An 18,697-nucleotide genomic window follows, 5' to 3' on the forward strand; every position below is an offset into this window, starting at 1 on the left:
ATATGTATGTATAAGACTATTGATAAAAATGATATAGATTTTTTACTTAGTGTATGTGAAAAAGATGATGTAATAGTTGGAGAAGATATAAGTGAAGATTTTTCTCATGATGAATTAGGTGGAGTTGAAAAATATCCAGAAGTTCTAATAACTGCGCGAAGTACAGAACAAGTTTCTAAAATAATGAAGTATGCTTATGAGAATAATATACCTGTAACTCCAAGAGGTCAAGGAACAGGGTTAGTAGGAGCTTCAGTTGCTGTACATGGTGGTATAATGATTAACCTAAGTAAAATGGATAGAATCTTAGAATTAGATGAAGAAAATCTAACTTTAACTGTCGAACCTGGTGTTTTACTTATGACGATAGGTCAATATGTACAAGAAAGAGATTTATTTTATCCACCGGATCCAGGAGAAAAAAGTGCTACTATAGCAGGTAATATAAATACTAATGCAGGTGGAATGAGAGCTGTTAAATACGGTGTGACAAGAGATTATGTAAGAGGATTAGAAGTGGTACTTCCAAATGGAGAGATAATAAATGTTGGAGGTAAGGTAGTTAAAAACAGCTCAGGATATTCAATAAAAGATTTAATAGTAGGTTCAGAAGGTACTTTAGGAATAGTAACCAAGGCTACGTTAAAATTGCTTCCACTTCCTAAAAAAGCGATAAGTTTATTAATACCATTTCCAGACTTAGAAATGGCGATAAATACAGTACCTAAAATAATAAAATCAAAATCAATACCAACTGCTGTAGAATTTATGGAAAGAGATGTTATACTTGCAGCAGAAGATTTTTTAGGAAAGAAATTCCCTGATAACACATCAGATGCATATCTATTACTTACATTTGACGGAAATACAAAAGAAGATATAGAAAAAGAATATGAAAAAGTTGCTCAACTTTGCTTAGAGTGCGGAGCATATGATGTATTTATATCTGATACGCAAGAAAGAAATGACTCTATATGGTCTGCTAGGGGTTCATTCTTAGAAGCTATAAAGGCATCTACAACTGAGATGGATGAATGTGATGTTGTTGTACCTAGAGATAAGGTTGCAGAGTTTATAAAATATACTCACGATTTACAAAATGAATTAAATGTTAGAATAAAAAGTTTTGGTCATGCAGGAGATGGAAATCTACATGTATATGTATTAAGAGATGATATGGATGAAAAGCAGTGGAGTATAAAGTTAAAAGAGTCTTTTGATCATATGTATGGTAGAGCAAGAGAACTTAGAGGTCAAGTATCTGGTGAACATGGTATAGGGTATGCTAAAAAAGGATATTTACATGAATCCCAAAGTGAAGTATATATGGATATAATAAAAAGTATAAAAACTGCTTTTGACCCTAAAAACTTATTAAATCCAGGGAAAATATATTAAATTTTATTAAGTATAGATATACACTGTTAACCTAAATTGAATTCAAGGAGATAAAAGTAATAATAAAAGCTACCTTCAAATCGTATTTATTTTGAAGGTAGCTTTTATTGTAAAAACAAATTACTTTACATAAGTTGGAGACATATAAAAATCCATAGGACCTTTAAGAAGTTGTCTATTGTTTTTATAGTAAATCATATTATATATATTGCTAGCTTTTATATCGTAATCTATTAAAGTTTTAAACTTAGCATCATCTATAGCAAATGATATTTTAGAAAATTTATTTATAATATTAATTTCAGAGTTATTTTTTATAGTTTTTAATATTTCTCTACCTTTATCATTAAAAGCTAGCACTCTTATATATGGTATATAGTTCATATCCTTTACAAGCGCCATATCATCTTTAGTAATACCTAGTAAAATATTATTAAGAGTTCGTTTTATTTTAGTTAAAGTATATCTTTTAGATTTTACTAAAGAATGTAATTCTTCTAAATTTGAAGATGTAAAAATACTTTGGTAAATTTTATTTTCTATTCCTTCATTTACATCAAAGTATTTATCTAAGTCATGGCTATCTCGAAGTATTATAGAAGATAGAATATCAAAAAACATTTCATCGAAAATAGGATTGAAGTTTTTTTCTATATTAGTATTTAAAATATTATATGTAGGTAGTGGAACTACTTTTGATGCGAAAGATACATCATCAGTATTTTTTAAAGCTTTTCTTATAGCCGTAGCAGAGCAAATAGAACTATCTATTGATTCTGAATTATATTCAGAATTTATTCGAGTGATAGTATAAGGTTTAATATTACTTTTTAATTTTAGTAGACTTTTTATGTACTCTATGCCTAAAATATTATTAGATGAATTTAGTATACTTAAAAGTTCATCTTTAGAAATGTCTACTAAATTATTTTCATTAATATAGTCAAATAATGCGTTGCTTCTAGCTGTAGGGAAGAGCATGCCATCATTCAAATATTTTTTTAATGAAGTTTTAAATTCGTTAGGTTCATTAACTAATATTTTAGAAATTGTATAAAGTATTTCAATATCACCAACTTCACTTCCAAAGCAAATAGAATTTATGCAATTTAAAGAGTTTAATGTAGCCACAGCGCCATGAGAAAAGATCTCTGCACTTTGGCATGCAAATAATGTAGGAAGTTCAATAACTAAATCTACATCATTTTCAACAGCAGCTCTAGCTCGAGTATATTTATCAAATAAAGCAGGCTCTCCTCTTTGAAGGAAGTTGCCACTCATAATCGCAACAGTATGAGTAGCTTTAGTTATTTCTTTTGATTTTAATAAATGATATAAATGCCCATTATGAAATGGATTATATTCAACTACTAATCCAAGTATATTCATAAAATTTCTCCTTTTGTTAATCATAAAAGTAAGTTTAAAATAAAATTATATACATCATATTGTATAAGTACAAAAATGAAGGAAAGTTACAACACTTCTAGAAGTATATCATTATGTTGCATATAATAATATTAATAATATATTTGATTATATATGTAAATAATTAATAATTATATAATAATATTGTAATAAATAGAGAAAAATAATATGTGTAACATATATTTTGTAATTATGCGTTAAAATATTCTGTAAATACTATGTACTTTTGTACTGAAAAGTGATATATTATTTATGGTAAATGTTTAATGTATACAAAATTTCTTTTAGAAATCAAACAATGTAGTTAAGATATGGTCTAGCAATAGACTTATTAAATAGTATTGATAAAATTTAAGGAGGTATACTAATGAAAGTATTAGTATTAAACTGTGGTAGTTCTTCATTAAAATATCAATTAATAGATATGTCAAATGAAGCAGTATTATGTGTAGGTTTAGTTGAAAGAATAGGTATAGAAGGTTCTATACTTAAGCAAGAAAAAGATGGTGTAGAAGGTAAGTACATAGTTGAACAACCAATGAAAGATCATGAAGATGCTATAAAATTAGTATTAGATGCTGTTCTTGATCCAACTTACGGTGGTGTAAAAGAAATGAGCGAAATAGAAGCTGTAGGACATAGAGTTGTTCACGGTGGTGAAAAATTCGCTTCATCTGTAGTTATAACTGAAGAAGTTGAAAATGCTATGAAAGAATGTATAGAATTAGCACCTCTTCACAACCCAGCTAATATAATGGGAATAGATGCTTGTAAAGCTATACTTCCAGGAGTACCAATGGTAGGAGTATTCGATACTGCTTTCCATCAAACAATGCCTAAAAAATCATACTTATATGGATTACCTCATGAGTTATACACTAAATACGGTGTAAGAAGATACGGATTCCACGGAACTTCTCACAAGTATGTATCTCAAAGAGCTGCAGCTATGTTAGGAAAGAACATAGAAGATGTTAAAATAATAACTTGTCACTTAGGAAATGGAGCTTCTATAGCTGCTATAGACGGTGGAGTATGTGTTGATACATCTATGGGATTCACTCCATTAGAAGGTTTAATAATGGGAACTAGATGTGGGGATATAGATGCTGCTATATTACCATTCTTAATGGAAAAAGAAAACTTAGATGCAAAAGGATTAAGTGATTTAATGAACAAGAAGTCAGGAGTATACGGAATGACTGGTATATCAAGTGACTTTAGAGATATCGAAGATGCAGCTGCTAAGGGCGACGAAAAAGCTCAAGTTGCTTTAGATGCTTATGCTCAAAGAGTTAAGAAATATATAGGATCTTACGCTGCAGAAATGAACGGTGTAGATGCTGTTGTATTCACTGCTGGTGTTGGTGAAAATGGAATAGATATGAGAGAAGCTATAGCTTCTAACATGGAATTCTTAGGAATGAAGTTAGACAAAGAAGCTAACAAAGTTAGAGGTAAAGAAAGAGTAATATCTACTGAAGATTCTAAAGTTAAGATATTATTAATACCTACTAATGAAGAATTAATGATAGCTAGAGATACTGTAGCTTTAGTTAAATAATTAAAAAGCTTTAATTGGATATAATAAAGTTAAGGTAGGTTAATAACCTACCTTAAATTATGCTTATATTATTTACAAATATATCTATCAAGTAAAAATACTTGACAAACAATCATGAGATTTGTATAATAAATTTGGCAATATTAATGAGGTGAAAAGATGATTATTAGTCTAGATAAATTAAATAGAAGAGAAACTGATAAAATAGACTTGAATTTTTCTCAAAAAATTGATACTATTAATTATTGTGATAGCACATATAAGCTAACTTCACCTATTAATGTAGAAGGTAAGATTTCAAGAAATAATAAAGGTTTATACCTTGATATTAATGTTGATTTTACATTTCTAGATAATTGTTCAAGATGCTTAGATGAAGTTGAAGTTCCTGTTAACTATGACATACAAGGATTCTTAGTAAAAGAAGATTATGATGAAGATAGTTTTGAGGATTATGATGCTTTCATATGTAATGGACAAGAAGTAAATCTTCTTGATGTAATAGAGCAGACTATAGATTTTAATTTAACTGCACAAGTTCTTTGTGATGAAGACTGCCAAGGTCTATGTCAAGGGTGTGGAGCTAACTTAAATAAAGAAGAATGCTCTTGTGATGAAATTGCGAACGACGAGGAGATTATAGATCCCCGTTTTGCTAAATTAAAAGATTTGTTTAAAAATGACTAAGGAGGTGGCGTAAATGGCAGTACCAAAGCGTAAAACGTCTAAATCAAAAACTAAAATGAGAAGAGCGGCTAACTCACAAATGACTGCAACTGGATTTGTAAGTTGTCCTCAATGTCATGAGCCAAAATTACCACATAGAGTGTGTCCAGATTGCGGATATTATAAAGGTAAAGAAGTTGTTTCTAAATAGTGACTTCTAAAGAACATGTAGATTACTCTACATGTTTTTTTTTATTATAGGTTTTTAGTTTAGTATATACTAATATTATATAGTCTTAAATATATGTAAATGACTTATAATATGGATAAGTAATTTTAAGCGAAATAATTGAATTAGGAGGGAAGTTTATTATGAAGATAGCAATAGATGGAATGGGCGGAGACAATGCGCCTAAATCAAACGTAGAAGGTGTTGTAAGTGCGATTAAGGAGTATAATATAGATATAATAATAACAGGGGATAAAGATGTCTTAGAAAGGGAATTTGCAAATTACGAGTTTGATAGAAGTAAATTAGAAATAGTACATACAACAGAAATTATAGAAAATGAAGATAAACCTGTAAAAGCAATTAGAAGCAAAAAAGACTCTTCTATGGTTGTTGCTTTAAGACTAGTAAAAGAAGGTAAGGCTGATGCTGTAGTTTCTGCAGGAAATACAGGTGCATTACTTGCGGGAGGTTTATTTGTAGTTGGTAGAATAAAAGGAATAGATAGACCTTGTTTATGTCCTGCCATTCCAAATGTGAAAAGAGGTATGACAATAATTGCTGACGGAGGGGCTAATGCAGATTGTAAGCCACGAAACTTAGTTGAATTTGCAGCTATGACTAATATATACTCAAAGAAGGTTTTAGGAATAGAAAATCCTAGGATATCCTTAGCTAATGTTGGAGCAGAAGAAGGTAAGGGTAATGACCTAATGAAAAAATCTTATGAAGAACTTAAAAACATGGACATAAATTTCATAGGAAATTTAGAAGCAAGAGATGTTATTAATGCAAAAACTGATGTAATAGTTTGCGATGGTTTTACAGGGAATATATTATTAAAATCTGCAGAAGGTGTAGCGATGTCGGTAATGGGACTTTTAAAAGAAACTTTTTTATCTAGTACTAAAGGTAAAATCGGAGCTATGTTACTAAAGGATGACTTAAGAAAATTAAAAAGTTTTATGGACTATGCAGAATATGGAGGAGCACCTCTTTTAGGAGTTAATGGAGGAGTTATAAAAGCTCACGGAAGCTCTAATTCAAAAGCAATAAAGAATGCAATTAATCAAGGTATAAAATTTGCTAAGGGAAATGTATTAGAAGAGATAGAAGATTTTGTACAATCTTTTAAAGAAGACAATGAAGAATAAAATGAAAAATAAAGCCATCTAAAGAAATTTAGGTGGCTTTATTTTTTCATCAGAATAAAAATAATATTTATTGATTTGTAATAATTTTTAGGACAAGAAAATATATATATATAAACGAGGAAGGAGGACAAGATATGAAAAATATCTCTGATGAAATTGTAAGCTCTCTTTCGTTAAACTTAAGAGAAAAAATAAAAAAACTACCTAAAAGTAATCTAAATATTGAAGAGATTAGATTAAGGTCTCAAAAGCCACTTATTTTAAATGCAAACAATAAAGATTATTTTTATAATGAAAAAGAAAATGATTTAACTTTGAATATGGACAATCCTTATATAGTAACTAGAGAGGATATTGAACAAACATTTCAAATTATATGTAAATATTCTATTCATACTTTTATGGATGATATTACAAAAGGATTTATAACGCTAAGGGGAGGACATAGAGTAGGAATAGTAGGAAAAGCAATTGTAGAAAATGGACAAGTAAAAAATATAAAGCATATATCATCCTTAAATATAAGAATTTCAAGAGAAATAATTGGATGTTCTGATAAAATATTAGATCATATTATAAGCAGCAATAATCAAGTAAATAATACATTGATAATTTCGCCACCACAATGCGGTAAGACAACTTTAGTAAGAGACATAGTAAGAAACTTAAGTAATGGTAATAAAAAATATGGTTTTAGAGGAGTAAAGGTGGCCTTGATAGATGAGCGTAATGAAATAGGTGGTTCATATTTAGGAGTTCCTCAAATGGATGTAGGAATTAGAACAGACATAATTGAAACTTGTCCGAAAGATATAGGTATTTTAATGCTTTTAAGGTCTATGTCTCCAAATATTATTGTAACAGATGAAATAGGCAATGAAAGAGAAGTAAGGGCTTTATATACAGCGCTAAATGGAGGGGTAAGTCTTATTACAACAGTTCATGGGGACTCTATTGAGGATATCCAAGGAAGAAAAGAGCTGAGCCGCTTATTAGATAAAGAGTTATTTAAGAAAGTAATAATTTTATCTGCGAGAAAAGGCCCAGGAACTGTAGAGAGAATATATGATTTAGAAGAAAAGAGATGGTATTTTGCAAATTAAAGTTATTATTATAGGCATCTTAATAGGATGTAGTTATTTAATTGGAGATTTTATATATAAGTCTTATACAAAAAGGCATAAAGAGCTTAATAATCTCATAAGAATATTAGAGATAATGAGGATGGACTTGTCCTTTGGTTTATATACATTAGAAGAAATTTTTGACAGAATTGGAGAAAAAGAAGAGTATTGCTTTTCTAAGTTTTTCAAGTCTATGGCAAATGATCTAAGTAATAATCGAGAAAAATTATTAGAAGAAATTTTAGAAGATAATATAAACATTTTGATTAGTGAAACTTATTTACAAAATAAGGAGGTGGACGAATTAAAAACACTTATACTTACATTAGGTAAAAGTGATATTGAATCTCAGGAAAGGATGATAAGTCTTAGTGTTGAAAATTTGAAAAAACTTACTTGTGATAGTAAGGAGGATATAAGTAAAAAAGGGAATTTATACAAGCAGCTTATTACGTTTATAGGTATAGGTATAGGAATAATTTTAATATAGGGGGAAGGTCATGGATATAACTTTAATATTAAAAGTTGCTGGAGTTGGGTTGTTAATATCAGTATTAAATATAATTTTGGACAAGGCTGATAGGAAGGATTGGGCTACATTTACTACTTTAGCGGGTGTAATAATAGTTTTAGGGATCGTCCTAACTGAAATAAGTGATTTATTTAATGCAGTTAGAACAATGTTTCAACTTTACTAAAGAGGAGGAGATATCTTGGAAGTAATGCAATTAGTAGGTGTTGCCATAATTGCTACAACACTCTGTTTAGTAATAAAAAAAGATAGACCAGAAATGGCAAATTTTATAGCAATAATAACAGGAGTGACTATACTATTATCAGTAATATTTAAATTGAATTTTATTATAGAGGGGATACAAAACTTAGCTAATAAAGCAAATATACCTAATATGTATATATCTTTAATAATTAAGTTGATAGGGATAGCTTATATAATGGAGTTTGCTATACAGCTTTGTAATGATTGTGGAGAAAAAAATATAGCTTCAAAGTTAGAATTTGGTGGGAAGATTATAGTTATGACGATGTCATTCCCTATACTTTTATCTATTGTAGAGATGATATTAAATATAATCCCATAGGAGAATGATTACTTATGAAAAAATTTTTAGGTGTTTTAATTATATTGCTTACAATATTAAATCTTTCAACGATAGTGCTCGCAGAAAATGAATCAACAGAAAGTTACGATGAAACTAAAAATAGTATAGATCTTTATATAGATAGTCAACTTAGCAAGATAAATATAGAAGAAATGGAAAAGTATATAAGAGATGATGTGGCAGTTAAGAGTGTAGGTTTAAAAGATTTTGTAAAAAATTTAATAAGCGGAAAAAGTAATATATTAGATCTATTTGACAAAGAAAAAATTCAATCTGCTGTGTTTAGTGAGTTGAAAACTAGTCTAAGAGTTGTGGCGATAATTTTAGTATTAGCATTATTATCATCAATACTAAAGAGTTTAGAAAATTCATTTTCATCAGGAGATATAAGCAAAATAACTACTTACATAATTTTCATAACCATGGTATCACTTACATTAATAGGATTTAAAGATGTCCTGAATATCTGTTATAATACCATCGATAATACTATTGGTCTTATGCAGGTTGTAATGCCGATACTAATAACCCTATTAGTGTTAATAGGATTTCCAATAACATCAACAGCATTAAATCCAATATTTCTAGGCGGTGTAACTTTAATTAATATTGTTTTTAAAAAATTTATGTTCTTATCAATTACAATAGCCTTTGCAATTCTAATAATAAATAATTTATCACAAAGTATAAAACTTAAAAAGCTATCTTCTTTCATTAAAAATATAAATATAGTAACTATAGGAGCAATATTTACTATATATTTAGGGCTAGTATCTATTCAGGGAATGTATGTAACTAGCTTTGATAAGTTTAGTGTAAAAACAGCTAAGTTTGCAATTGGAAATTTTATACCTGTAGTAGGAGGATTTGTATCTGATTCAATGGATATTTTATTATCTTCATCTCAGCTTATAAAAAATGTATTCGGAGGAATTGGGTTAGTATTACTTATAGGTATTTGTTTAATTCCAATAATAAAGGTCCTATCTGTAGTAATTGTATATAAGGTAGCAGCAATAGTAGTAGAGCCTGTAGGGGAAGAAGGTATGTCAAGTTTTTTAAATGACGTAGCAAATTTAATGGTAATTATGCTTGCATGTGTAATTGCAATAATGATTATGTTTTTCGTAACAATAGCAATCTTAACATCTATAAGCGTAGTGACCCATTAGGAGGTGTGCTATATGATAGAGAGTTTAAAATCGTGGATAATAACTATATTAATTGGGGCATTCATAGTCAGTATTGTAGATATGATCTTACCTAAATCTAAAATAAAACCTTATGTAAACTTAGTAGTAAATTTTATATTTGTATTTATAGTAATAACACCAATAATAAGTTTATTTTCAGGAAGTATGAGCCTAGAAGATAAACTTCTACAGTTAATGAATAGTTACAATAAAGAATATATAGATAGTAGTAATAAGTTAGCTAGTGAAACGGGAAAAAATAGCTTAACAAACGGATATGAAGAAGGTTTAAAGCAAGTGCTAGAATTGAAATTAGGTGAATATGGCTATGATCTTGAAGATATAGAGTTTAATGGAACTGAAATTAGCAATATAAAATTAAAAGATAAAAATAATAGTAATAAAAATGAAAAAGAGGACATACAATCTAATGAAAACGAAAAAACTGAGCAAGTATTTAAGGAAGAAGGAAAAGAACATGAATTAAATTTAAGTGAGGATGAACTGAAAGATAACTTAGTCAAAATACTTGATGTATCAATCGAAACTATAGAAATTGATTAATAGGGGTTGGGTAAATGTTTAAAAACTTAAACGAAAAAGATAAGAAAAAGATATACTCGCTGTTATCTTTAGGAATTGTATGTGTATTAGCGCTAATAATAATATCTTATATTCCTTCAGATAAAAAAACAAATGCAGATAAAGATACTGCTCAAGTTAACCAGCAAGAGGAACCTGAACAAGTAAGTGAAAATGAACAACAAGATCTAGAGAAAAAATTACAAAAAATATTAGCTGAAATTGATGGAGCTGGTGATGTTAATGTAATGATTACATTTGAATCTAGTGAAGAGATACAACCAGCTTTTAACAGTAACTCTACGACTGAAACAACAGAGGAAAAAGATGCCCAAGGAGGAGAAAGGACTGTAACAACATCTAGTGAGAATAAAACAATGATAACATCAAATTCAAATTCTCCAGTGATTCTAAAAACTACAGAAGCTAAAATAAAAGGTGTATTAGTAGTAGCAAGTGGAGCTGGTGATTCTAAAGTAAAAGAAACGCTTTATAGTGCTGTACAAACCGCATTACAAGTGCAAGGTCATCAAGTACAAATAATAAATTCTAAATAAATATATGTATAACCGGGGGGATAAAAATGAAATTTAATTATAAAAATAGAGGATTTGTAGTAATAACATTGTCTGCTATGTTAGTAGTTGTAGGAGTAGCTAACTATCAATTAAGTAAGAAATCAGCGCTAGGTGTATCAGAAGAATTTAAAGCTTATGAACAAGCACAGTTAAATAAAAACTCTGAAAGTGATGAAAGTAAAAATAATAAAGAAGTTGACGTAGTTGATAGTAAATCAAGTGAAAGTGATGTAGAGGAGAAAGTAACTGAAACAAGTAAAGAAATTGAAGAACAATTAACATCTGAAGCAAATATGCAAAAATCTTCATATATACTAGATATGAAAATGACTAGAGAGAAACAAAGAAATGATTTAGCACAAGAATTAAATGAAATGATAAATAATCCATCTACATCAGAAGAAACTAGAAAAGAAGCATCTGAAATGAAACTAAAATTAGTTAAAGACCAAGATACAGAACTAAAAATAGAGAATTTATTAAGTACAAAAGGATTTGAGGATGCATTAGTATACATAAGTGATGGTAAAGTAAATGTAGTTGTAAATGAAGAAGGTTTTGGAAAAGAAGATGCAGCTAAGATTTTTGATTTGGTAGCAGAGCAAGCTGAAGTTGAATATGATAATATAAAGCTTATGAACAATAAACAAGAGTAATCGAATAAAAAATATAGTGAATAAAAAATAATAAATATGCTTAATATATATGATATATATTAGAATTTGAAATAATCCTCAGAATTAACTGGGGTTATTTTCTTGCAAAGTTTCATAGTATTTGGTATTATAATATAAAATAGTTCCTTAATAGGGGGTAAGTATTTATCATGGAAAATAATAATTTTGGACAAGTCAAAATATCTAATGATGTAATAGCTACAATAGCAGGTCTTGCAGCTCTAGAGGTTGAAGGCGTTGAAACTATAACAACTTTTACAGATAAACTATTAAAAAATAATAATGGTGTAAAGATACAAATAGAAGAAGAGGACGTTAACTTAGATATAATGGTTATGATAGATTTCGGGATATCTATACCAGATATAGCTTTAAAGATACAGGAAAATGTAAAAAATACTGTTGAAACAATGACAGGATTAAAAGTTTCTCAAGTAAATATACATATTCAAGGAATTAGCTTCAAGAAAGAGAAGACTGAGCTAGAAGAAGCGAAGAAGGAAGCAAAGCAAGCAAAGAAGGAAGCTAAGAAAGAAGAATCTAAGAAAAATTAATACATACCCTCTGAAAAATCAGAGGGTTTTTTACTGCAAAACGCACATAATAAAGACTAAAGGAGGATTTGACTGATGAAAAAGGAAAATATAGCAAAAAAAATAACTAGTAGAGAATATACTATGAAATTAATATACCAAACTAGTATAACAAAAGAGGACGTAGATAATTTAGAATTATTAGTAGATGAGTTCGTAGATAATAATGCTGAATATATATTAAATAGATATGAAGAATTAAGATTACAACATTCTAATAATCCAGAATTATCACTAGAAGGTGTAGATATAGATGAAGCTATAGATAAAGATTACATAAAAAATATATGTTTAACTATAGAAGAAAGCAATGAAATGATAAATTCATTAATAAATTCAAATGCAAAGAATTGGTCGGTAGATAGAATAGCTAAGGTAGACCTAGCTATATTAAAATTAGCAATAGCTGAAATTATTGCAATAGATGATGTACCACAAAAAGTTTCTGTAAACGAAGCTATAGAACTTGCAAAAATATACTGTGATGATAAATCTCCTAAATTTATAAATGGAATCTTAGGAAGTGTTATAAGTGAGATTGAATCAAAATAATATAATAATCGGAATCGATACTAGCTGCTATACAACCTCTATAGCAGCTATATCTTTAGATAAGAAAGTAATATTTAATAAAAAAATAATGCTTAAAGTGAAAGATAATTCAAAGGGGTTAAGACAAAGTGAAGCTGTTTTTCAGCATGTTAATAACTTAGGAGAAATTAGCAGTGATATAAGTTCTATATTAAAAAATTATAATATATGTGGAGTATGCGCATCTGTGAAGCCAAGACCATTAAAAGAGTCTTATATGCCTGTGTTTACAGTAGGTAGTAATTTTGGTAAATTATTTAGTTCATTAAATAAATGTCCTTTTTATGAAACTAGTCATCAGGAAAATCATATTGAAGCGAGTCTTTTAACTAATAAAATTAAAAATGAAAAACAATTTTTATCTGTACATATGTCAGGCGGAACTACAGAAATACTTTTAGTCAGTAAAGAAGGTTCAAAATATAAAATAGATATAGTTGGTAAAAGTAACGATATAAGCTTTGGACAGCTTATAGACAGGATCGGAGTTAACTTGGGTTATAAGTTTCCTTGTGGGAAATATGTAGATGAAGAAGCCCTTAAATGCAATGAAAAAATAGAAAGCGGACTGAAAACCTCTGTAAAAGAAGGGTATATGAATTTATCTGGAATAGAAAATCAACTAAATAAAATAATAAATAATCACAGTAAGGAATATATATGTAAATTGCTGTTAGATACAATATCAAGAAATTTAATAAAATCTATATTGTATATTAGTAAAAAGTATAATATTGAAGAAGTTGTGTTTGCAGGTGGAGTATCTGCAAGTAAATATATATCAATGAAATTAAAAAGAGAATTAAAAAAGAATAATATAATATCACATTTTACAGAGCCTGAGTATTCAACTGATAATGGAGTAGGATGTGCTGTAATAGGATTAGAAAAATTTATAAGTGAGTAAATATATAAATTAATTAATAACTTATATAGGAGAGAAAATATGAAACTAAGAGCTTTAGATATAAGTGAAGCAAATTCATATATAAAAAGGATTTTGGTGAACGATCCTATATTATATAATCTTAAAGTTAAAGGTGAAATATCAAATTTAAAAGTACATAGTAGCGGCAATGTATATTTATCATTAAAAGATGAAAATTCAAAGATAAACTGTGTAATTTTTAAAAGCAATCATGATAAAAGCTTAGAATTAAAGAATGGGACAAAAGTAATTGCTAATGGGTATATTTCAGTTTATGAAAGAGATGGATCTTATCAATTATATATTAATTCAATAGAGATAGAGGGAATAGGGAATTTATATATTGAATTTAATAAATTAAAAGAAAAATTAAGCAAAGAGGGTTTATTTGACCATAAGTATAAAAAAGCTATACCTACTATACCTAAGTCTATAGGAGTTATTACTTCTCCAACAGGAGCAGTTATAAGAGACATAATTAATGTAATCAAGAGAAGATATCCAAAGGTTGCTGTAAAACTTTATCCAGTTACGGTACAAGGTAATAAATCGGCAAATGATATATCTGAAGGTATTAGATTTTTTAATAGTATGAAAAATGTAGACACAATAATAATTGGTAGAGGTGGGGGATCTATAGAAGAGCTTTGGTCATTTAATGAAGAAATAGTTGCTAGAGAAGTATTTAAGTCTGAAATTCCTATAATATCAGCTGTAGGGCATGAAACAGACTTTACTATCTGTGACTTTGTATCAGATATGAGAGCTCCAACACCTTCTGCAGCAGCGGAGATAGCAACTCCATCTTTATTAGACTTAGAATTTAAGCTTAACAACATAAGGAATAGAATGAATAGAAGTTTAATGAATCAAGTTCAGATTGATAAACATAGGTTAAATTCAGTTTTTGAAATGATAAATAATTATCTAAAATCATACACAATAAAAGATAATATTATACAATTAGATAAAATATATGATAAAATAACCTTTGAAGTAGAAAATAACCTTAATATTGAAAAAGAAAGACTTATAAATATGGGAGCAATACTCCATAACTTAAGTCCTTTATCAACGATAGATAGAGGGTACAGTATAGTACAAAAAGAAGGCAAAGTAATCAATAGTATAAAAGAGATAGAATTTAAAGATGATATAGATATAGTTTTAAAAGATGGAAGCATAGAATGTGTTGTAGAAAAAATAATTAATAAAGAGGTATAAATATGGATTTAACATATGAACAGGCTTATAAAAAATTAGAAAATATTTTAGAAAAGCTAGAATCTAAAGGTGCGAGTTTAGATGAATCATTGAGTTTATATGAAGAAGGAATAAGTCTTTACAAATACTGTAATAAGTTACTTGAAGATGCACAATTAAAGATAAGTAAATTTAACTCATTAGGAATAGAAGAAGACTTTGATATGAGGGAGGAATAAAATTGGAATTTAAGCAATCTCTAAAAGCAAAATCTAATTATATAGAAAGATTATTAAGTGAATATATGCCTAAAGTAGAGGGATATCAAAGAACTATTATGGATGCAATGAATTATAGTTTAAAAGCTGGAGGAAAAAGATTAAGACCTATATTAACTTTAGAAGCATGTAATATAGTAGGTGGAAATGAAGCTGATGCTATACCATTTGCTGTAGCAATTGAGATGATACATACATACTCATTAATACATGATGATCTTCCAGCCTTAGATAATGATAATCTAAGAAGAGGTAAGCCTACAAATCATGTGGTATTTGGAGATGATATGGCAATACTAGCAGGAGATGCCCTTTTAAATTATGCTTTTGAAATTATGTTATCCAACTCTATAGATAAAGAAAATCCTAAAAAGTATTTAAGAGCTATAAATGAAATTGCTAAAAGTTCAGGCATATATGGAATGATTGGTGGACAAGTTGTAGATGTTCAAAGTGAAAATAAGGTTATTTCAAAGGAGAAATTAGATTATATTCATTTAAATAAAACTGCTGCAATTATTATTGGTTGTATGAGAGCTGGAGCAATAATAGGAGATGCTACTGAAGATGAGTTAGAAAAAATAACCAAGTATGGGAAAAATATTGGATTATCATTCCAAATAGTAGATGATATATTAGATATAGTTGGAGATGAAGCCAAGTTAGGAAAAAAAGTAGGTAGTGACATAGAGAATCATAAATCCACGTATCCATCTTTACTTGGTATAGAAAAATCAAAAGAGATTGCAAATGATCTAATAAAAGAAGCAAAAAATAATATCAAAGATTTACAAAACAATAGTAGTTTCTTAGAAGGATTAGCAAATTATATAATAGATAGAGAATATTAAGGAGGAAAAATGAACTTTTTTTCAGAAATTTTTAGCAACAAGGTATTAGGAATAAGTATATTTGCTTGTTTTTTAGCTCAATTTATAAAAATATTTACTGGAAAAGATAAACGTATAGATTTAGCTAGAATATTTACATCTGGAGGTATGCCGAGTTCTCATAGCTCTTTTGTGACAAGCTTAGCAACTTTGGTTGGCCTAGAAAGAGGATTTGATTCTACAGGTTTTGCTGTTGTTGTTGTATTTGCGTTGATTATAATGTATGATGCCTCAGGAGTTAGAAGAGCGGTAGGAAAACAGGCAGCCATATTAAATCAGATAGTAGATGATGTTCATCATGGTAAACATATAAAACAAGATAAATTAAAGGAATTAATAGGCCATACTCCTGTTGAAGTGTGGATGGGTGCTATACTCGGTATAGTGGTAGCTTTAGTTATGGTATAAATTGAAAAAAATAAATTTATATGATATAATTTCTTAGGTTTTATCAAATGGTTATAAAATGGATATATCTAAGGCAATACTAAGGTATATTCATTTTTCTAACTACATAGAAACTATATGATTTTTTTAGGTCTTCTATGGAAGGCTTTTTTAATTATAGAAATATGTTAATTATAAATACAGAGTAAATGTTTTATAAATTTAATCAAATAAAAGGTGAAGGTAAATGTATAAATATTTAGATAAAGTAAACTGTCCCGAAGACATTAAAAATATGACCAATGAAGAACTAGATATACTTGCCAAAGATATAAGAAAATTTCTAGTAAAATCAGTTTCTAAAACTGGTGGTCACTTAGCATCGAACTTAGGTGTTGTAGAGCTGACTTTAGCATTGCATAAGGTTTTTGAAAGCCCTAAAGATAAAATAGTTTGGGATGTAGGACATCAATCTTATGTACATAAGATTCTTACTGGTAGAAAGGATAGTTTTGAGACGCTTAGACAATTTGAAGGTTTAAGTGGATTTCCAAAAGAAATAGAAAGCCCTCACGATATATTTGATACAGGGCATAGTAGTACATCTATTTCTGTGGGACTTGGTATTGCTTGTGCGAGAGATATAAAGAAAGAAAAATTTGATGTAGTATCTGTAATTGGAGATGGATCTATAACTGGTGGAATGGCTCTTGAAGCATTAAATAACTTGGGTTATTTAAATACAGATATGATTATAATTCTTAATGACAATGAGATGTCTATAGATAAAAATGTAGGAGCAATGTCTAGACATTTATCTAGCATAATAAGAAACTCAACAATGAATAAAGTAAAGGATGAAGTAGAAAAGATTTTTACTGTAACATCTGCAGGGAATCTAATATATAAAACAGCTAGCAAGGTTAAGGATAGCATTGTAAGTCAATTTACACCACAACAGTGTGAACTGTTTGAATCTATGGGAATAAAGTACTATGGACCTATAGATGGACATAATATAAAAGAATTAATAGAAATATTAAATAAAGCAAAGAAAAAAAGAGGACCTGTCTTACTACATGTTATAACTAAGAAAGGTAAGGGATACAAATACGCAGAGGAACATCCAGATAAATATCATGGAGTTTCAAAATTTGATATAAAAGAAGGAATACAACCTTCAAATAGTAAATCTATATCAGTTGCAGTTGGTGAGAAATTAGTTCAAATGTCAGCTAAAGATGATAAGATAGTTGCAATAACAGCCGCAATGCCATCAGGAACAGGGTTAGATTTATTCCAAAGGGCGTATCCAGAAAGATACTATGACGTAGGAATTGCAGAACAACATGCGGTTACTTTTTCAGCTGGATTAGCAAAGGAAGGAATGAAGCCTTATTTTGCAGTATATTCAACTTTCTTACAAAGAGGTTATGATCAGATTATACATGATGTATGCATTACTAAAAAAAATGTAACATTCTTAATAGATAGAGCGGGATTAGTTGGTAATGATGGAGAAACACATCATGGTATGTTTGATTTGAGTTATTTAAATATTGTTCCTAATATAACAGTTATGGCGCCTAAAGATACTCAAGAACTAGAGTTGATGCTTGAATTGTCAGCAGAATTAAATGAGCCAGTAGCAATAAGATATCCGAGAGGAAATGCTTACTACCTAAACAAAGGAGAATATAAAAAGATAGAAGTAGGAAAGTATGAAATCATTGAAGAAGGTAAAGATATTGCTATTTTAGCTATAGGAAATATGGTAAAGCATGCATTAGAAGCGAAAGAAATGCTTTTAGAAGATAATATAAATCCTACTATAATAAATGCTAGATTTTTAAAACCTATGGATGAAAAATTACTTCATGAGTTATGTACAAAATACAAAACAATAGTAACAATAGAAGATAATATTATATCGGGTGGATTTGGAAGTAGAATAAATAACTTCATTATAGATAATAATTACAATGTAAAAGTTGAGAATATAGCAGTTAGTGAGAAATTTATAGATCATGGTAATATAGATAGTCTATACGAAGCAGTAGGCTTATCTTCGAAATGTATTGCATCTAAAATAAAAAAAATATAGTCGGGAAGG

Annotated in this window: 22 protein-coding genes; 21 read left to right on the forward strand and 1 reads right to left on the reverse strand. The window is 28.7% G+C overall.

The window, feature by feature from the left end:
- Positions 1-6: 6 nt before the first annotated feature.
- A complete protein-coding gene (locus H8923_RS04620) occupies positions 7-1,398 on the forward strand; it encodes an FAD-binding oxidoreductase (RefSeq protein ID WP_153924080.1) in 1,392 nt (463 codons plus the stop codon).
- A gap of 120 nt (positions 1,399-1,518) precedes the next feature.
- Here H8923_RS04620 and H8923_RS04625 read toward each other — a convergent pair whose 3' ends face one another.
- Positions 1,519-2,787, reverse strand: a complete 1,269-nt coding sequence (locus tag H8923_RS04625) for a nucleotidyltransferase (RefSeq protein ID WP_153924082.1) — start codon at positions 2,785-2,787, stop codon at positions 1,519-1,521.
- Positions 2,788-3,193: 406 nt separating this feature from the next.
- On the opposite strand from H8923_RS04625, the gene H8923_RS04630 reads away from it, so the two are divergent.
- From H8923_RS04630 to dxs, 20 genes are all read left to right on the forward strand, one after another.
- On the forward strand, positions 3,194-4,390 hold the full coding sequence (locus tag H8923_RS04630; RefSeq protein WP_153924084.1) for an acetate/propionate family kinase: 1,197 nt from the start codon (positions 3,194-3,196) through the stop codon (positions 4,388-4,390).
- 159 nt (positions 4,391-4,549) lie between these two features.
- Complete coding sequence (locus H8923_RS04635; protein ID WP_153924086.1) at positions 4,550-5,077, forward strand: YceD family protein; 528 nt, start codon at positions 4,550-4,552, stop codon at positions 5,075-5,077.
- A 13-nt stretch (positions 5,078-5,090) separates the two neighbouring features.
- Complete coding sequence (gene rpmF / locus H8923_RS04640) at positions 5,091-5,267, forward strand: 50S ribosomal protein L32 (RefSeq protein ID WP_122638306.1); 177 nt, start codon at positions 5,091-5,093, stop codon at positions 5,265-5,267.
- Between the two features lie 161 nt (positions 5,268-5,428).
- Entirely contained in the window at positions 5,429-6,439 is a 1,011-nt protein-coding gene (gene plsX, locus H8923_RS04645) for a phosphate acyltransferase PlsX (RefSeq protein WP_153924088.1), read from the forward strand.
- 134 nt (positions 6,440-6,573) lie between these two features.
- The gene (gene spoIIIAA / locus H8923_RS04650; RefSeq protein WP_153924090.1) at positions 6,574-7,542 is read left to right on the forward strand and encodes a stage III sporulation protein AA; all 969 of its coding nucleotides are present in this window, start codon (positions 6,574-6,576) and stop codon (positions 7,540-7,542) included.
- Positions 7,532-8,053: a stage III sporulation protein AB gene (locus H8923_RS04655; RefSeq protein ID WP_153924092.1), complete on the forward strand. Its 522-nt coding sequence runs from the start codon at positions 7,532-7,534 to the stop codon at positions 8,051-8,053. Before spoIIIAA ends, H8923_RS04655 begins: the two co-directional genes overlap by 11 nt.
- A 10-nt stretch (positions 8,054-8,063) precedes the next feature.
- Complete coding sequence (gene spoIIIAC, locus H8923_RS04660) at positions 8,064-8,261, forward strand: stage III sporulation protein AC (protein WP_147541779.1); 198 nt, start codon at positions 8,064-8,066, stop codon at positions 8,259-8,261.
- Between the two features lie 24 nt (positions 8,262-8,285).
- Positions 8,286-8,663 (forward strand): stage III sporulation protein AD, encoded by a 378-nt coding sequence (gene spoIIIAD, locus H8923_RS04665; protein ID WP_243139878.1) that lies wholly within the window; start codon positions 8,286-8,288, stop codon positions 8,661-8,663.
- Positions 8,664-8,677: 14 nt separating this feature from the next.
- The gene (gene spoIIIAE, locus H8923_RS04670; RefSeq protein WP_153924094.1) at positions 8,678-9,856 is read left to right on the forward strand and encodes a stage III sporulation protein AE; all 1,179 of its coding nucleotides are present in this window, start codon (positions 8,678-8,680) and stop codon (positions 9,854-9,856) included.
- Positions 9,857-9,868: 12 nt separating this feature from the next.
- Positions 9,869-10,441: a stage III sporulation protein AF gene (gene spoIIIAF / locus H8923_RS04675; protein ID WP_153924096.1), complete on the forward strand. Its 573-nt coding sequence runs from the start codon at positions 9,869-9,871 to the stop codon at positions 10,439-10,441.
- Positions 10,442-10,455: 14 nt separating this feature from the next.
- On the forward strand, positions 10,456-11,016 hold the full coding sequence (locus H8923_RS04680; RefSeq protein ID WP_153924098.1) for a stage III sporulation protein AG: 561 nt from the start codon (positions 10,456-10,458) through the stop codon (positions 11,014-11,016).
- A 26-nt stretch (positions 11,017-11,042) separates the two neighbouring features.
- Complete coding sequence (locus H8923_RS04685) at positions 11,043-11,693, forward strand: SpoIIIAH-like family protein (protein ID WP_153924100.1); 651 nt, start codon at positions 11,043-11,045, stop codon at positions 11,691-11,693.
- A gap of 170 nt (positions 11,694-11,863) precedes the next feature.
- Entirely contained in the window at positions 11,864-12,268 is a 405-nt protein-coding gene (locus H8923_RS04690; protein WP_147541785.1) for an Asp23/Gls24 family envelope stress response protein, read from the forward strand.
- A 75-nt stretch (positions 12,269-12,343) separates the two neighbouring features.
- Positions 12,344-12,859, forward strand: a complete 516-nt coding sequence (gene nusB, locus H8923_RS04695) for a transcription antitermination factor NusB (protein ID WP_153924102.1) — start codon at positions 12,344-12,346, stop codon at positions 12,857-12,859.
- On the forward strand, positions 12,840-13,805 hold the full coding sequence (locus tag H8923_RS04700; protein ID WP_187127847.1) for an O-sialoglycoprotein endopeptidase: 966 nt from the start codon (positions 12,840-12,842) through the stop codon (positions 13,803-13,805). Before nusB ends, H8923_RS04700 begins: the two co-directional genes overlap by 20 nt.
- Before the next feature lie 39 nt (positions 13,806-13,844).
- Positions 13,845-15,050 (forward strand): exodeoxyribonuclease VII large subunit, encoded by a 1,206-nt coding sequence (xseA, locus tag H8923_RS04705; protein ID WP_153924104.1) that lies wholly within the window; start codon positions 13,845-13,847, stop codon positions 15,048-15,050.
- A gap of 2 nt (positions 15,051-15,052) precedes the next feature.
- Positions 15,053-15,268 carry an exodeoxyribonuclease VII small subunit gene (xseB, locus tag H8923_RS04710; RefSeq protein ID WP_153924106.1) on the forward strand — a complete coding sequence of 72 codons (216 nt, stop codon included), beginning with the start codon at positions 15,053-15,055 and terminating at the stop codon, positions 15,266-15,268.
- 2 nt (positions 15,269-15,270) lie between these two features.
- Positions 15,271-16,158 (forward strand): polyprenyl synthetase family protein, encoded by an 888-nt coding sequence (locus tag H8923_RS04715; RefSeq protein ID WP_153924109.1) that lies wholly within the window; start codon positions 15,271-15,273, stop codon positions 16,156-16,158.
- 9 nt (positions 16,159-16,167) lie between these two features.
- A complete protein-coding gene (locus H8923_RS04720) occupies positions 16,168-16,605 on the forward strand; it encodes a divergent PAP2 family protein (protein WP_153924111.1) in 438 nt (145 codons plus the stop codon).
- 226 nt (positions 16,606-16,831) lie between these two features.
- The gene (dxs, locus tag H8923_RS04725) at positions 16,832-18,688 is read left to right on the forward strand and encodes a 1-deoxy-D-xylulose-5-phosphate synthase (RefSeq protein ID WP_153924113.1); all 1,857 of its coding nucleotides are present in this window, start codon (positions 16,832-16,834) and stop codon (positions 18,686-18,688) included.
- Positions 18,689-18,697: the final 9 nt, after the last annotated feature.

Origin of the sequence: Romboutsia faecis (assembly GCF_014323405.1) — a bacterium.
Taxonomy (GTDB): Bacteria; Bacillota; Clostridia; order Peptostreptococcales; family Peptostreptococcaceae; genus Romboutsia_E; species Romboutsia_E faecis.

Excerpts from the sequence above, each read along its gene's own strand:
- H8923_RS04620 (WP_153924080.1), top strand. The coding sequence starts at position 7 with ATGTATAAGACTATTGATAAAAATGATATAGATTTTTTACTTAGTGTA.
- H8923_RS04625 (WP_153924082.1), bottom strand. The coding sequence starts at position 2,787 with ATGAATATACTTGGATTAGTAGTTGAATATAATCCATTTCATAATGGG.
- H8923_RS04630 (WP_153924084.1), top strand. The coding sequence starts at position 3,194 with ATGAAAGTATTAGTATTAAACTGTGGTAGTTCTTCATTAAAATATCAA.
- H8923_RS04635 (WP_153924086.1), top strand. The coding sequence starts at position 4,550 with ATGATTATTAGTCTAGATAAATTAAATAGAAGAGAAACTGATAAAATA.
- rpmF (WP_122638306.1), top strand. The coding sequence starts at position 5,091 with ATGGCAGTACCAAAGCGTAAAACGTCTAAATCAAAAACTAAAATGAGA.
- plsX (WP_153924088.1), top strand. The coding sequence starts at position 5,429 with ATGAAGATAGCAATAGATGGAATGGGCGGAGACAATGCGCCTAAATCA.
- spoIIIAA (WP_153924090.1), top strand. The coding sequence starts at position 6,574 with ATGAAAAATATCTCTGATGAAATTGTAAGCTCTCTTTCGTTAAACTTA.
- spoIIIAC (WP_147541779.1), top strand. The coding sequence starts at position 8,064 with ATGGATATAACTTTAATATTAAAAGTTGCTGGAGTTGGGTTGTTAATA.
- spoIIIAD (WP_243139878.1), top strand. The coding sequence starts at position 8,286 with ATGCAATTAGTAGGTGTTGCCATAATTGCTACAACACTCTGTTTAGTA.
- spoIIIAE (WP_153924094.1), top strand. The coding sequence starts at position 8,678 with ATGAAAAAATTTTTAGGTGTTTTAATTATATTGCTTACAATATTAAAT.
- spoIIIAF (WP_153924096.1), top strand. The coding sequence starts at position 9,869 with ATGATAGAGAGTTTAAAATCGTGGATAATAACTATATTAATTGGGGCA.
- H8923_RS04680 (WP_153924098.1), top strand. The coding sequence starts at position 10,456 with ATGTTTAAAAACTTAAACGAAAAAGATAAGAAAAAGATATACTCGCTG.
- H8923_RS04685 (WP_153924100.1), top strand. The coding sequence starts at position 11,043 with ATGAAATTTAATTATAAAAATAGAGGATTTGTAGTAATAACATTGTCT.
- H8923_RS04690 (WP_147541785.1), top strand. The coding sequence starts at position 11,864 with ATGGAAAATAATAATTTTGGACAAGTCAAAATATCTAATGATGTAATA.
- nusB (WP_153924102.1), top strand. The coding sequence starts at position 12,344 with ATGAAAAAGGAAAATATAGCAAAAAAAATAACTAGTAGAGAATATACT.
- xseA (WP_153924104.1), top strand. The coding sequence starts at position 13,845 with ATGAAACTAAGAGCTTTAGATATAAGTGAAGCAAATTCATATATAAAA.
- xseB (WP_153924106.1), top strand. The coding sequence starts at position 15,053 with ATGGATTTAACATATGAACAGGCTTATAAAAAATTAGAAAATATTTTA.
- H8923_RS04720 (WP_153924111.1), top strand. The coding sequence starts at position 16,168 with ATGAACTTTTTTTCAGAAATTTTTAGCAACAAGGTATTAGGAATAAGT.
- dxs (WP_153924113.1), top strand. The coding sequence starts at position 16,832 with ATGTATAAATATTTAGATAAAGTAAACTGTCCCGAAGACATTAAAAAT.